Source organism: Propionicimonas sp. (assembly GCF_049840635.1).
Classification (GTDB): Bacteria; Actinomycetota; Actinomycetes; order Propionibacteriales; family Propionibacteriaceae; genus Propionicimonas.
On sequence record NZ_JASGKL010000005.1, the window covers coordinates 1,904,898 to 1,918,259 of the forward strand.

A 13,362-nucleotide genomic window follows, 5' to 3' on the forward strand; every position below is an offset into this window, starting at 1 on the left:
GCCGTCCGGTGGTGTCCGGGTCACCGTATCGCCCGCGACGACGCGGCACGCCAGGAACCGTCCCCAGCGTGCCGGGGGAACGATGGGGACGGTTCCTGTCGTGCCGTCAGGCGCGGAGCGAGCCGTACGTCGCCTTCGCCTTCTCCAGGGCGGCGACGTAGCCGGAGCGGGCGAGGCCGCCCGCGTCCGCCTCGGGCGGGACGGCGAGCAGGCCGCGGAAGTCCGAGACCGAGCGGAACTGCTTGCGCGCCATCCACTCGTCCAGTCCCTCCAGCAGGCGGCGGGCGTAGCCGGCGCCGTGCCGGACCAGCGAGGACGTGGTCATCACCACGTCCGCCCCGGCCAGCAGGTAGGCGACCACGTCCTCGGGCGTCTCCACCCCGGACGTCGCGGCCAGCGAGGCCGTCGTCCGGTGGCGCAGGGACGCGATCCAGGTGCGGGGGACGCGCGCGTCCGCCGGCGAGGAGAGCGTGACCCCGGGGACGACCGCCAGCTGCTCGACGTCGACCGCCGGCTGCAGGAACCGGTTGAACAGGACCAGCCCGTCCGCGCCCGCCTCGACCAGCCGCAGCGCGAAGTTGCCGGGGCTGGAGAAGAACGGCGACAGCTTCACCGCCACCGGGATGTCGACCGCCTGCGTCACCGCGGCGACGATCTCCAGGTGCCGCTCCTCCACGTCCGCCCCGGTGAGCGCGAGGTCGCCGGGCACGAAGTAGATGTTGCACTCCAGCGCCGCGGCGCCCGCGTCTGCCAGCTGCTGGGCGAAGTCCACCCAGCTCCCCGTCCCGGACGCGTTCAGGCTGGCGATCAGCGGGATGTCGATCGCGGACGCGGCCCGCTCGACCAGGCTGAGGTACGCGGCGGCCGGGTTGACCACCTCGGGGTCGGCAATGGCGGGGAAGTAGCTGGTGGCCTCGGGGAACGACTCGTCGTTCAGCTCCTCCAGCAGCGTGTCCCGCTCGGCCTGCGCGAGCACCTGCTCCTCGAACAGCGAGTAGAGCACCACCGCGCCGAGCCCGGTGTCGGCGAGTTCCTTGACCCCGTCCACGGTCTGCGACAGCGGCCCGGCCGAGGCGACCAGGGGGCTGCGCAGCTCCATGCCCAGATACGTCGTGCCCATCGTTCAGCTCCCCGCAACCTCTGCGAAGCGCTCCGCGCCGCGCGTGGCCATCTCCTCGTACTCCGCCCAGCGCCGGTTGACCTGCTCCTGGCCGAGGTCGAGCAGGCGCTCAGCGTTCTCGGGGTCGGAGTTCATCAGCATCCGGAACCGCAGCTCCTTCATGTGGTACTCCCGCAGCGGCAGCCGGGGACGCGGCGAGTCGAGCAGGAACGGGTTCTTGCCCGCCGCCCGCAGCACCGGGTTGTACCGCATCAGCGGCCAGTGCCCGGACGCGACGGCCGCGTACTGCTGGTCGAGGCCCTTGCGCATGTCGATGCCGTGGGCGATGCAGTGGCTGTAGGCCAGGATCAGGCTCGGCCCCTCGTACGCCTCCGCCTCGCGGAACGCCTTCAGCGTCTGCTGCGGGTCGGCCCCCATCGCCACCCTGGCCACGTACACGTTGCCGTAGGCGGTCGCCTGCAGTGCCATGTCCTTCTTGGACGTGCCCTTGCCTGCGGCGGCGAACTTCGCGACCGCGCCCATCGGCGTCGACTTGGACGCCTGGCCGCCGGTGTTGGAGTACACCTCGGTGTCGAGCACCAGCACGTTCACGTTGCGTCCGGACGCCAGCACGTGGTCGACGCCGGCCGAGCCGATGTCGTAGGCCCAGCCGTCGCCGCCGACGATCCACACCGAGCGGCGCAGCAGGTGGTCGGCGACCGAGCGGAGGTCCTCGACCAGCGGCCCGGACATGGTGTCGAGCAGCGCCTTCAGCGCGTCCACCCTGGCTCGCTGCTGGCTGAGCTCGGACTCGTACTGCTGCGGCGCGTTGAGGATCCCGTCCACGATCGCGTCGCCCAGTTCGTCGCGCAGCGCCTCGAGCTGCCGCCGGGCGGTCTGGGTGTGCAGGTCGGCAGCGAGCCGCAGTCCCAGGCCGAACTCCGCGTTGTCCTCGAACAGCGAGTTCGACCACGCGGGGCCGCGTCCGTACTTGTTGCTCGCCCACGGCGTGGTCGGCAGGTTGCCGCCGTAGATGGACGAGCAGCCGGTCGCGTTCGCCACGGTCGCGCGGCCGCCGAACAGCTGGGTGAGCAGCTTCAGGTACGGCGTCTCCCCGCAGCCCGAGCACGCGCCGGAGAACTCGAACAGCGGCTCGAGGAACTGGGTGCCGCGGACGTTCGCGAAGTCGACGCGCGAGCGCCGGTTCACCGGGATCGTCTCGAAGAAGGCGACGTTCTGCTTCTCCTTCGTGCGCTCCAGCACGGGGGCGAGGTTGATCGCCTTGCGCGAGCCGCCCGAGCCGAGCGGCTTCACCGGGCACGCCTCCACGCACAGGCCGCAGCCCGTGCAGTCCTCCGCGTAGACCTGCAGGGTGTACCGCGAGCCGGGGAAGCCGGCCGCGTTCAGCGGCGCCGACTGGAAGCCGTCGGGGGCGCCCTCCAGGGACGACTCGGTGTAGTACTTCGCGCGCAGGACGGCGTGCGGGCAGACGAACGCGCAGTTGCCGCACTGGATGCAGGCGTCCGGGTCCCACTCGGCGATGACGTCGGAGATGTTCCGCTTCTCGAACTTCGTCGTGCCGGACGGGTACGTGCCGTCCACCGGCAGCGCGCTGACCGGCAGGCTGTCGCCGGTGCCGAGCAGCATGGACGCGGTCACGCTGCGCACGAACTCGGGCGCGGTGTCCGGGACCGGCGGGATCATCGCCGTCGCGCCGACCGGCGCGGCCGGCACCTCGATCCGGTGCAGGTTCTCCACCGACGCGTCGACGGCGGCCTCGTTCTTGACCACGACGTCGGCGCCCTTGCGGCCGTAGGTCTTGCGGATGGTCCGCTTGACCTCCTCGATCGCCTCTGCGCGCGGCAGCACCTTCGAGATCGCGAAGAAGCAGGTCTGCAGGACGGTGTTGGTGCGGCGGCCCATGCCGGCCTTGCGGGCCACCATGTTCGCGTCGATCGCCCACAGCTCGACCCCGAGCGCGATGATCTTCTCCTGCATGGGCACGGGCAGGTGCTCGAACACCTCGCGCGGCTCGTACGGGGTGTTGATCAGCAGCACGGTGCCGGGGCGCGCGAACTCCAGCACGTCCACCCGCTCCAGAATCGACCAGTGGTGGCAGCCGATGAAGCCGGCCTGGCTGACCAGGTAGGGCGCCTCGATCGGGTGCGGCCCGAAGCGCAGGTGCGAGACCGTCCGCGAGCCGGACTTCTTCGAATCGTAGACGTAGTAGCCCTGCGCGTAGGTGTCCTCGATCGCCCCGATGATCTTCACGGAGTTCTTGTTCGCGCCGACGGTGCCGTCCGAGCCGAGGCCGTAGAAGACCGCCCGCAGCGTGGCCGGGTCCTCGAGGTCGACGGTTGGGTCGTAGGGCAGGCTCAGCATCGTCACGTCGTCGTTGATGCCGATCGTGAACCGCGGTCGGGGGCTGGCCTGGGCGAGCTCGTCGAACACGCCCACCACCATGGCCGGGGTGAACTCCTTGCTGGACAGGCCGTAGCGGCCGCCGACCAGCAGCGGCAACTTCTCCCGCTTGCCCGCGGCGTGCGCCTCGCCGAGGGCCGCGGCGATGTCGAGGAACAGTGGCTCCCCGCCGGCGCCGGGCTCCTTGGTGCGGTCCATCACCGCGACGACCCGGGCGGACGCGGGGATCGCGGCGAGGATCTGCTCGACCGGGAAGGGGCGGTACAGCCGCAGCTGGATCACGCCGACCTTCTCGCCCTGGGCGACCAGGTGATCCACGGTCGAACGGACGGTCTGCGCGCCCGAGCCCATGATCACGAGGACGCGGTCGGCCTCGGGGTCGCCGTAGTACTCGACCAAGCCGTAGCGGCGCCCGGTCAGCGCGGCGAACTCGTCCATCGCGGTCTCGACGATGCCGGGTACTTCGGTGTAGTACGGGTTGGCAGCCTCGCGTCCCTGGAAGTAGGTGTCGGGGTTCTGGGCGGTGCCACGGATGTAGGGGTGCTCGGGCGACAGCGCGCGGCGGCGGTGGGCGCGGACGAGCGCCTCCGGCACCAGGGTGAGCAGCTGCTCGTCGGTGAGCAGCTCGACGGAGTTCTCCTCGTGGCTGGTCCGGAAGCCGTCGAAGAAGTGCACGAACGGCACCCGCGAGCGCAGGGTGGCCAGCTGGGCGATCGCCGCGGTGTCGTGCGCCTCCTGGACGCTCGAGGAGCTCAGCATCGCGAACCCGGTCTGCCGGACCGCCATCACGTCCTGGTGGTCGCCGTAGATGCTCAGCCCCTGCGCGGCGAGCGAGCGGGCCGCGACGTGCAGCACCGTCGAGGTGAGCTCGCCGGCGATCTTGTACATGTTCGGGATCATCAGCAGCAGGCCCTGCGACGCGGTGAACGTCGTGCTCAGCGCGCCGCCCTGCAGGGCGCCGTGGAGGGCGCCGGCCGCGCCGCCCTCGGACTGCATCTCGATGACCGAGGGGACCATGCCGTACACGTTTCGGCGTCTGCGCGCCGACCACTCGTCGGCGAGTTCTGCCATTGTCGAGCTGGGCGTGATCGGGTAGATGCTGCACAGCTCGTTCAGGCGGAACGCGGCCGAGGCGGCCGCCTCGTTGCCGTCGATGATGACGCGGCTCATCGGTTCTCCTCGATCATCTCGATGGCGTGCACGGGGCACTGTTCGTAGCAGGTGGCGCAGCCGGTGCACTTGTCGTAGTCGAACCGGTAGCGGAAGCCCTTGCCGAGCTTGATCACCGCGTCCTCGGGGCAGGCGCCGAGGCACCCGTCGCACTCGAAGCAGTTGCCGCAGGACAGGCAGCGGGCGGCCTCCATGTGGGCCTGGTCGTCGGACAGGCCGCCGACGATCTCGTCGAAGTCGGTGATCCGCTCGGACGGCTCCAGCTCGGGCTGGGTGCTGCGGCGGGCGTCGCCGAAGTACCACAGGTGGAGCTTCTCGAAGTCGGCGAGGTCGTGCTTGGGGCGTCCGGGGGACTCCCGGTGGCCGAGCCAGGCGTCGATCTGCTGGGCGGCGCGCTTGCCGTGGCCGACGCCGACCGTGACCGTGCGCTCGGAAGGAACGGCGTCGCCGCCGGCGAAGATCCCGTCGACGTCGGTCATCAGCGTGCGCGGGTCGACCCGCACGACGTCGTGCTCGAAGTGCATGCCGGGGATCCGGCGCAGGAAGTTGGAGTCGGTCTCCTGGCCGAGCGCCAGGATGACCGTGTCCGCCTCGAGCTTCTCGAACCGGCCGGTGCCGCGGGCGCGTCCGTTCTCGTCGAGTTCCATGATCTCGACGGTCAGGTCGGATTCGTCCATCGAGCTGATCGTGCGCAGCCAGTTCATCCGGACGCCCTCGCGCATCGCGCCCTCGCGCTCCTCGGCGTGGGCGGGCATCTGCTCCTCAGTGCGTCGGTAGACCACGATGGACTCCTCGGCACCGAGGCGGCGGGCCACGCGCGCGGCGTCCATGGCGGTGTTGCCGCCGCCGTAGACGGCGACCTTACGTCCGATCATGGGGCGCTCGCCGGACGCGACGTCGCGCAGGAAGCTGACTGCGTCCACGATCCTGGACGCGTCGCGGTTGGGGATGTCGACGCGCTTGGACAGGTGCGCCCCGATGGCGACGAAGACGGCCTCGAAGCCGCCCTCGGCCTGGTCGGCGAGCAGGTCCTTGACCGTGTAGTTGTTCACGATCCGCACGCCGAGGTCGAGGAGGCGGGCGACCTCCGCGTCCAGCACGTTGCGGGGGAGGCGGTACTCGGGGATGCCGTAGCGCATCATGCCGCCGGGGGAGTCGGAGGAGTCGCGGATCTCCACCTCGTGGCCCATCTTGGCCAGCTGGTAGGCCGCGCTCAGCCCGGAAGGGCCGGCGCCGATGACGAGGACGCGGCGGCCGGAGGAGAAGCGCGGCTTCTCGAACGTCCAGCCCCTCTCGATGGCGAGGTCGCCGAGGTAGCGCTCGACGGAGTGGATCGAGACGGCGCCGTCCAGCTCCTCCCGGTTGCAGGCCGCTTCACACGGGTGGTAGCAGACGCGTCCGTGGATCGCGGGGAAGGGGTTGTTCTTCGTGATCTCGCGCCAGGCGGCCTCCTCCTGGCCGGCCTTCACCAGCCGGAGCCACTCCTGGATGTTCTCGCCCGCGGGGCAGGCGTTGTTGCACGGGGGCAGGAGGTCGACGTAGATCGGCATCCGGGTGCGGACGGGGGCGACCCGTCCCCCTTCCGTGGCCAGGTCGGGAAGACCGGTGATATCGCGGGCCATGGGCACGCCCTTCGTTGGGTTTGCGTGGTAGTCGACAGCAATCTACCCCCGCTCGGAGTTGCCTGTTGACAAGGGGATTTACGCAAAGTCAATGCATCGTTATTACTCACAATTGCGAACGCCTCCGTCCGGGCCGATCGCGCCACCCGGATGTGGTGGCGGTCGGTGCGGACGGAGGCGCTCGACGACGCGTGGGCGGCGTCAGTCGGAGTCCCCGTGAGGGCTCAGGACAGCGCCTTCGCCTTCAGCTTCGTGTACTCCTCGGTGGTGATGGTGCCGGCGTCCAGCAGGGCCTTGGCGCGGGCGATCTCGTCGGCGGGGCTGCCGGCGACAGAGCGGATGTAGTCGTCGGTGGCGTCCTTGGCCTGCTTGGCCTGGGCCTGCGCGCGCTCGGCCATGCCGCCGCCGCGGGCGATCAGGTAGACCAGCGCGGTGATGAAGGGGAACACGATCAGGAAGAAGATCCAGACGGCCTTCATGCCGCCGGACAGCTTGCTGTCCCGGAACAGGTCGCCCACGATCGAGAACAGGGCGAACAGGTAGGAGATGAAGATGACGATCGTCAGGGTGTACCAGATGATGCTGCCCAGGTTGACGAAGAAATCGGGCACGGGATGCCTTTCCGTTGGCGGACGCGAAATCGCGGGCGAATACCGCCCGTCGCGGGGAGCTTAACGGAAGAATCCCAACGTAGCCCAAGAGGTCATTCAGCAACCCGTCAGGCTGCCCCGTCCGGGTTCGCGGCACGGTGCTAGCCTCCTCGCGTAACCGGACGCAGAGGAGCAGGTCGCCATGGCCGACGCCGTCCCCGACAGGGCGTGGTTTCGTAGGGTGATGCCGCTCGCCGCGCCTCCGGCGGGGCAGCCGGACCCGGCTGCGGATGCGGAATCCGCACTCGCCCGGCTCGCGGAGTTGTCGGCGCTGGACGAGGGGATCCCGGACGCGACGAGGTCGCGCCTGTACGAGCCGGACGGGGAGTGCGTCGCCACGCTGGTGATCTGGCACGGATTCACCAATGCGCCGTCCCAATTCAGCGCCGTCGCCGAGTACTTGCGCGACCGCGGATTTCGCGTCCTCGTTCCGCGGATGCCGTTCCACGGTGAATCCGATGTCCTGAATCGGGACATGCTGCAACTCACTCCCGCGATGCTCGTCGACCACCTGCACACCGTCATTGACATCGCTGTGGGCTTCGGCGACCCGGTCTGGGTGGTCGGGCTGTCCGCGGGCGCGACGATGGCCGGCTGGGCCGCGGCGACCCGTTCAGAGGTCAGCCGCGTGGTGCTCGCAGCGCCGCTGGTGGCGCCGGTCGGGTTCCCGATGTGGCTGGTCCGACTGTTCGCGAAGTTCCCGCGGATCGTGCCCCGGATCTACTGGTGGTGGGACCCGCGGGTGAAGGCGGAGATCAAGGGCAGCCCGTACGCCTACCCCGGCTTCCCGCTCCCCGGCATCATGCCGTTCCTGCACCTGTCGGAGTGGCTCTACGACGCCACCGTGCGGGTGGGCCACGACCTCGACCGCGCCGTGCTGGTCACCAACCCCAGCGACTTCGCGATCCGCAAGGACGCCGCGCGCGCGTTCGCGTCCGAGGTGTTCGCACCGCGGGCGGCGTCGTTCGGCGAGGCGGTGATCGACCCCGAGCTGAAGTGGATGCACGACTTCGTCGACCCCCGCTCGGACGGCTCGGGCACCACCGACCAGGTCGTCGCGGTCCTGCTGGCGTCCCTCGGCACCGGCGACCCCGCCGCCGGCGGCGTCCTGGTGCCCCCGCTGGTCGCCCCGCTCCCCGCCTGACGCCGCGTCCACCACAAGGTGGACGGTTTGTCGTGAGTTCGCGGCAGTTGCGTCCACTTTGTGGTGGACGGGTGGTGTCCGGGGCGCTGTTGCCGCCACTGTCACCCCGGGCTTGACCCGGGGTCTCGTCGTCCGTCCGGCTCATGGTGGACGCTTTGTCGTGAGTTCGCGGCAGTTGCGTCCACCTTGTGGTGGACGGGTGGTGTCCGGGGCGCTGTTGCCGCCACTGTCACCCCGGGCTTGACCCGGGGTCTCGTCGTCCGTCCGGCTCATGGTGGACGCTTTGTCGTGAGTTCGCCGCCGTTGCGTCCACCTTGTGGTGGACGGGCTCAGCGGGACGCGCAGTCGGCGCAGGTGCCGAAGAACTCCACCTCGTGGTCGACCTGGGCGAAGCCCTCCTGGGCGGCCAGCGTCCGCACCTGCGCCTCCAGGCTGGGGATGCTCACCTCGACGGTGCGTCCGCACGAGCGGCAGATCAGGTGGTGGTGGTGGCCCGGCGAGCACGTCCGGTAGGCGACCTGGCCGTCGGGGGTGCGGATCGCGTCGAGTTCGCCCGCGGACGCGAGCGCCTGCAGCGTCCGGTACACGGTCGCCAGCCCGACGCCGGAGCCCTCGTGCCGGAGCCGGTCGTGGATGTCCTGGGCGGTGGCGAAGTTGGCCAGGGCCTCGACCGCCTGCCGGATCTCGGTGCGCTGCCGCGTGTTCCGCGGAGGGGCGGTGTGGTCAGTGTTCGTCATAGTGGTCCTCGTGCGCGGCGTGCCGGTGGCCGTCGTGGATGTAGTCGACATGCCCGGCGTGCTGGACGGCCAAGTGGCCGCAGTGGTCGCTGTGCTCGTGCGGGTGCGTCCCCGCGGACTCGTGGGGAAGCGGCTCGCCCTCGTCCACCAGTTCGACGAGCGGACGGTGCCGCCGCTGCAGCAGCCGAGACAGCGGCCAGCTGAGGGCGAACACGCCGATCGCGATCACGACGATCAGCGGCCCGGGCGCGGTGTTGAGGTAGTAGGAGCCGACCGCTCCGCTCACCGCGGCGACCGCGCCGAGGCCCATCGCGAGGAACAGCCCGTTGCGGAACCCCACCACGAGGTGGTTGGACGTCGCCACCGGCACCACCATCAGCGCGCTGACCAGCAGCAGGCCGACCGTCCGCATGGACACCGTCACAGTGATCGCGGCGAGGCTCACCACGACGATGTTGAGCAGCCGGACGGGCAGCCCGATCGAGCGGGCGAACGGCTCGTCCGCGCTGACGGCGAACAGCTGGGGGAGCAGCCCGATCGTCACGCTGAGCACGACGATCCCGAGGATCGTGATGTACCACAGGTCGGCCGCGCTGATCGTGAGCAGCGAGCCGAACAGGTACGCCGACAGCGTCCCCGTCCCCTGCCCCGCCAGCCCGGCCAGCAGCAGGCCCGCCGACAGGCCGCCGTAGAACAGGATCGCCAGGCCCACGTCGCCGCTGGCGCGACCGGACTCGCGGAGCAGTTCGATGCCGATCGAGCCGAGGACGCAGATCGCCACCGCCAGCGGCAGCGGGGCGGTGCCGGTCAGGATCGCCAGCCCGACCCCGGCGACGGCGAGGTGCCCGAGGCCGTCGCCGAGCAGGCTGAGCTTGCGCTGGACGAGGAACGTCCCGATCGCGGGGGCGGTGACGCCGGTGATCAGGGCGGCGATCAGCGCCCGCTGCATGAACGCGAGGGTGAGCCACTCCATCAGCCGACCTCCAGTCCCGTGTGGTGGGTGTGCGGACGCTCGACCTCGTCCACCTCGTGGCCGCCGTGGGCGCCGAGCGCGTGCGCGTGGTCGTGGTGGTCGTGGTCGGGCGGAAGGACGCGTCCGTCCGCGAGCACGATGCTGCGGTCGATCAGCTCGGCGAACGGGCCGAGTTCGTGCAGCACCATCACGATCGTGGTGCCCTGTGCCTTCAGCCGGGCGGCGACGCCGGCGAGCAGGTCCTGGGTGCGGGCGTCGACGCCGGCGAGCGGCTCGTCCCAGGCCATCAGGTCGGCGCCGGTGGCGAGCGCTCTGGCGATCAGGACGCGCTGCTGCTGGCCGCCCGACAGCCGGACGAACGGGTAGCGCGTGCGATCGGCCAGCCCGACCTCGGCCAGCGCGTCGTCGACGGCCCTGCGGTCGGCGGCGGACGCGGGCAGGAACGGGCGCCGGCGCCCGAGGCGTCCACTGGCCACCACCTCCCGGGCCGTGGCCTGCTGGACGAGGATGCCGCCGCGCTGCGGGACGTAGCCCACCCGGCGCCAGTGGTGGAACTGGGCGAGCGGCGTCCCGAACAGGGACAGGTCGCCGAGGTGCGGCACGAGGCCGAGCAGCGCCCGCATGAGCGTGGTCTTGCCCGAGCCGTTGTTGCCCATGATCGCGACGAGTTCGCCCTTGTGGATCTCCAGGGACGCGCCGCGCACGATCGGGATGCCGTTCAGGACGACGTCGACTGCCTCGGCGTGGATGACGGGAGCCCCGTCCGCCCCGGGGTGGGAGCCGGGATCGACCGGCGCCCCGGCCTCGTTCAGGAGCACTGGTTCGCCTCCTTCAGGGCAGAGCCGTTGGCACGCATGACCTCAAGGTAATCGGCGCCGGGCGAGGCGGACGTGATCCCCTCGAGCGGGTCGAGGACGGCGGTCTTCAGGCCGAGGTCGCCGGCGACCGACTGGGCGACGACGGGAGAGACGAGCGTCTCGAAGAAGATGGTGGTGACGCCGTTGTCCTTCGCGATCTGCTGCACCTGCGCGATCCGGGCCGCGCTGGGTTCGACGTCCGGCTCGACACCGTTGATGCCGATCTGGGTGAGGCCGTAGCGCTTGGCGAAGTAGCCGAAGGCGGCGTGGGAGGTGATGAACGGCTGGATCCGGCAGCCGGTGAGGTCGGCCTTGAGCGTTGCGTCGAGGTCCGTGAGGTCGGCGATCAGGGCCGTCGTGTTGGCGGCGAACGCGTCGGCGTCGGCGGGACGGGCCTCAGTGAGGGCGTCACGGACATGCTCTGCGACCGTGACCATGTTGGTCGGGTCGAGCCAGGTGTGCGGGTCGTCCGCGCCGTGGTCGTGGTCGTCGGCGTCGTGGTCCTCGTCCTCTGCGCCGTCGCTGCTGGCCTTGAGCAGCGTCAGGAAGGACGCGGTGTCGACCGTCCGCGCCGGCTTGGCCTGTTCGACCGCCGTGTCGACGGCCGGCTGGAAGCCGGACTGATAGACGACGAGGTCGACGGTGGACAGCGAGGCGACCTGCTGCGGCGTGAGCTCGAGGTCGTGCGGCTCGGCGCCCGGCGCGGTGAGGTTCTCGACGTCGACCAGGTCGCCGCCGATCCTCTCCGCGATGAACTGGAACGGGTAGAACGCCACCGCCACCTGCACGGTGCCCGTCCCTGTGCCGGGGGCGGACGCCGAGGTCGCGGGCGCGTCCGAGTAGGCCGCGCAGGAGGCGAGGCTGAACAGCGAGCCGGCGGTCGCGACGGCCAGTGCCGCTCTCCACATCTTCATGACAATCATTCTCATAATCATCTACGGCCCTGTCAAACCGATGGGGTGGCCCGCGCGATGGCACGTTAGGAACCGTCCCCATCGTGCCGGGGGATCGATGGGGACGGTTCCCAACGTGCCATCGCCGCGATCGGTCGTCCGTCGCTGGGGCAGGAGCGCGCGATCAGCCGAGCGCCACCACGCGGTCGCAGCGGGCGACGAGGTCGGCGTCGTGGGTGATCACGAGGACGGGGAGCGCGGCGCTGGTTGTCCAGATGTCGTCGATCAGGGCGGCGGCCGTGGCGCCATCCAGGTGCTCAGTGGGCTCGTCGAGCAGGAGCACCTGGTAGCGGCCGACCAGCAGCCGGGCGAGCGCCACCCTGCGGGCCTCGCCGCCCGACAACGCCTCACCGCCCTCGCCGACGATGCGCTTCGGGTCGAGCGCCAGCCCGGCACGGCCCAGCGCCTCGGCCACGTCGGACGCGGTCGCGTCGCGTTTCCCGATCCGGACGTTCTCCTCGACCGTGGTGGTGAAGATGTGCGCGTCCTGGGCGAGGTAGCCGATGCGTCCCTCGACGTCCACCCGTCCGGCGAGCGCGGGGATCAGCCCCAGCACGGTTGCAGCGACGGTCGTCTTGCCGACACCGCTCGGCCCGACCAGCGCGACCTTCTCCCCTGCGGCCACCGTGAACGACAGCCCGTCCACCACGGACGGCTGGCCCGGCCAGCCCGCGGAAAGGCCCTCGACGCCCAGGGACGGATCCGCCACGGCGACGCCCGGGTCGGTGAGGTCGCCGGCGCCGATCGCCGGCGCGTCCAGCACCTCCTCCACGCGCTGCAGCGCGGCTCTGGCCCGGGTGCGGGTCTGGGCGGACGCGATCAGGGTCGAGAGTGCCTCGTGCAGCGCGAGCGGGGTCAGGACGGCGACCGCGAGCATGGTGTGGTTCAGCGTTCCGGACGCGACCTGGTGGCCGGCGATCGCCAGCGCGCCGACCACGGCCGTACCGGCGGCGAGCACCTGCGCGCCCGCGCCGATCCCCCGCACGAGCGCCGACCTCGCCGATGCGACCCGGAGTTCCTCGTCGATGTCGGTGAAGCGGGCCAGCCGGTCGGCGGCCGCGCCGTAGGCGACCAGGTCGGTCGCTGTCCGCGACAGCTCGCGGGCCGAGTCGGCGAGTGCGCCGCGCAGGGGGAGCGCGGCCGCGTCCGCCCGTGCCGAGGCACGTTGCGCGATCCGGGGGACGAGGAACGCCGCCGCGAGCGAGGTCGCCAGCAGGACGAGGGCAGAGCCCGGCGAGAAGAACGCGATCCCGATCGTGGCTGCGACGAGCACGGCCGCCGACGCCGAGAACGGGATCCACACCCGCACGACCAGGTCCTGGATCGCCTCCACGTCCGCGATCACGCGGGACAGCAGGTCGCCCCGGTGCGTGCCGAGCAGGGTGGTGCGGGCGAGGGTCGAGTAGGTCTCCAGGCGCAGCGCAGACTGGAGCTTCAGCGCGACGTCGTGGCTGACCAGCCGCTCGGTGTAGCGGAACGCCCCCCGGGAGATGCCGAAGAAGCGGACGCCGACCGCCGCCGCCTCGAGGTAGAGGACGGGCGGGTGCTCGGCGGCGAAGGACAGCAGCCAGGCCGACACCGCCATCAGCGCGACCGAGGCCGCCGTCGCACTGAAGGCCAGCGCGATCGACCCCGCCAGCTGCACGCGCGCCCGCGGGACAGCGTCCATCAGGCGCTTCAGCAGCGGCTTCCCGGACGCCGGCGTCGTGGCGGGCGGCCCTTCGTGACGTTCCCGG

Annotated in this window: 10 protein-coding genes; 1 reads left to right on the plus strand and 9 read right to left on the minus strand. The window is 71.0% G+C overall.

The window, feature by feature from the left end; translation table 11 throughout:
• Positions 1-106 precede the first annotated feature (106 nt).
• The 4 genes from QM779_RS14450 to QM779_RS14465 all read right to left on the minus strand — a co-directional run bounded on the left by QM779_RS14450 (position 107) and on the right by QM779_RS14465 (position 6,923).
• Positions 107-1,120 carry a dihydroorotate dehydrogenase-like protein gene (locus QM779_RS14450; protein ID WP_428536423.1) on the minus strand — a complete coding sequence of 338 codons (1,014 nt, stop codon included), beginning with the start codon at positions 1,118-1,120 and terminating at the stop codon, positions 107-109.
• 3 nt (positions 1,121-1,123) lie between these two features.
• Positions 1,124-4,690, minus strand: a complete 3,567-nt coding sequence (gene nifJ / locus QM779_RS14455) for a pyruvate:ferredoxin (flavodoxin) oxidoreductase (RefSeq protein ID WP_428536425.1) — start codon at positions 4,688-4,690, stop codon at positions 1,124-1,126.
• Positions 4,687-6,312 (minus strand): NAD(P)-binding protein, encoded by a 1,626-nt coding sequence (locus tag QM779_RS14460; protein ID WP_428536427.1) that lies wholly within the window; start codon positions 6,310-6,312, stop codon positions 4,687-4,689. The genes nifJ and QM779_RS14460 overlap by 4 nt, the downstream gene beginning before the upstream one ends.
• A gap of 224 nt (positions 6,313-6,536) precedes the next feature.
• Positions 6,537-6,923 (minus strand): PLDc N-terminal domain-containing protein, encoded by a 387-nt coding sequence (locus tag QM779_RS14465; protein WP_428536429.1) that lies wholly within the window; start codon positions 6,921-6,923, stop codon positions 6,537-6,539.
• A 181-nt stretch (positions 6,924-7,104) separates the two neighbouring features.
• Between QM779_RS14465 and QM779_RS14470 the strand changes: the two genes are divergently transcribed.
• Positions 7,105-8,106, plus strand: coding sequence for an alpha/beta hydrolase (locus QM779_RS14470; RefSeq protein WP_428536431.1), 1,002 nt, complete (start codon positions 7,105-7,107; stop codon positions 8,104-8,106).
• Positions 8,107-8,435: 329 nt separating this feature from the next.
• Here the strand turns inward: QM779_RS14470 and QM779_RS14475 are convergent, their stop codons facing one another.
• The 5 genes from QM779_RS14475 to cydC form a co-directional block, all read right to left on the minus strand.
• Positions 8,436-8,843, minus strand: coding sequence for a Fur family transcriptional regulator (locus tag QM779_RS14475; protein WP_428536433.1), 408 nt, complete (start codon positions 8,841-8,843; stop codon positions 8,436-8,438).
• Positions 8,830-9,816, minus strand: a complete 987-nt coding sequence (locus QM779_RS14480; RefSeq protein WP_428536435.1) for a metal ABC transporter permease — start codon at positions 9,814-9,816, stop codon at positions 8,830-8,832. The genes QM779_RS14475 and QM779_RS14480 overlap by 14 nt, the downstream gene beginning before the upstream one ends.
• Positions 9,816-10,634, minus strand: coding sequence for a metal ABC transporter ATP-binding protein (locus QM779_RS14485; RefSeq protein ID WP_428536438.1), 819 nt, complete (start codon positions 10,632-10,634; stop codon positions 9,816-9,818). The genes QM779_RS14480 and QM779_RS14485 overlap by 1 nt, the downstream gene beginning before the upstream one ends.
• Complete coding sequence (locus QM779_RS14490; protein WP_428536440.1) at positions 10,625-11,587, minus strand: metal ABC transporter substrate-binding protein; 963 nt, start codon at positions 11,585-11,587, stop codon at positions 10,625-10,627. Before QM779_RS14490 ends, QM779_RS14485 begins: the two co-directional genes overlap by 10 nt.
• 163 nt (positions 11,588-11,750) lie before the next feature.
• Positions 11,751-13,295 (minus strand): thiol reductant ABC exporter subunit CydC, encoded by a 1,545-nt coding sequence (cydC, locus tag QM779_RS14495; RefSeq protein ID WP_428538441.1) that lies wholly within the window; start codon positions 13,293-13,295, stop codon positions 11,751-11,753.
• Positions 13,296-13,362: the final 67 nt, after the last annotated feature.